Annotated in this window: 1 rRNA gene; it reads right to left on the reverse strand. The window is 48.4% G+C overall.

Annotated elements, in window-relative coordinates:
- A 16S ribosomal RNA gene (locus HDE70_RS27105) occupies positions 1–1,123 on the reverse strand; the annotation flags it as partial.
- Between the last annotated feature and the right edge of the window lie 97 nt (positions 1,124–1,220).

Below are 1,220 nucleotides of genomic sequence, written 5' to 3' on the forward strand. Positions count from 1 at the left end.
ACGTGCTGGCAACTAAACATAGGGGTTGCGCTCGTTGCGGGACTTAACCCAACACCTCACGGCACGAGCTGACGACAGCCATGCAGCACCTAGTTTCGTGTCCTTGCGGACTCATCTATCTCTAAATGATTCACTAACTTTCAAGCCCGGGTAAGGTTCCTCGCGTATCATCGAATTAAACCACATGCTCCTCCGCTTGTGCGGGCCCCCGTCAATTCCTTTGAGTTTCAATCTTGCGACCGTACTCCCCAGGTGGAATACTTAACGCTTTCGCTTAGCCGCTAACTGTGTATCGCTAACAGCGAGTATTCATCGTTTAGGGCGTGGACTACCAGGGTATCTAATCCTGTTTGATCCCCACGCTTTCGTGCCTCAGCGTCAATTTAACCATAGTAAGCTGCCTTCGCAATCGGTGTTCTGTGACATATCTATGCATTTCACCGCTACTTGTCACATTCCGCCTACCTCTAGTTCATTCAAGCTCTTCAGTATCAAGGGCACTGCGATGGTTGAGCCACCGTCTTTCACCCCTGACTTAAAAAGCCGCCTACGCACCCTTTAAACCCAATAAATCCGGATAACGCTTGGATCCTCCGTATTACCGCGGCTGCTGGCACGGAGTTAGCCGATCCTTATTCCTTCGGTACATTCAGCTATCTACACGTAGATAGGTTTATTCCCGAATAAAAGCAGTTTACGACCCAGAGGGCTGTCTTCCTGCACGCGGCATGGCTGGTTCAGAGTTGCCTCCATTGACCAATATTCCTTACTGCTGCCTCCCGTAGGAGTCTGGTCCGTGTCTCAGTACCAGTGTGGGGGGTCATCCTCTCAGATCCCCTAGACATCGTGGTCTTGGTGGGCCGTTACCCCGCCAACTAACTAATGTCACGCATGCCCATCTTAATCCTATAAATATTTGATCATTGTACAATGCTGTACTGTGATTTTATGCGGTGTTAATCCGAATTTCTTCGGGCTATCCCCCTGATTAAGGTAGGTTGCATACGCGTTACGCACCCGTGCGCCACTTTCCTCTCTAGCAAGCTAAAGAGTATCGTTCGACTTGCATGTATTAGGCCTGCCGCTAGCGTTCATCCTGAGCCAGGATCAAACTCTCCATTGTAAAATGTTGTTGTTTGAACACTGACCATTCTTAACTTGTATTAATAATAGTCTTATTCTTATTTGTCTGTCAGAATAGACTTAAAAAACTCGCGCGG

The sequence above is a fragment of the Pedobacter cryoconitis genome, from assembly GCF_014200595.1.
Classification (GTDB): Bacteria; Bacteroidota; Bacteroidia; order Sphingobacteriales; family Sphingobacteriaceae; genus Pedobacter; species Pedobacter cryoconitis_C.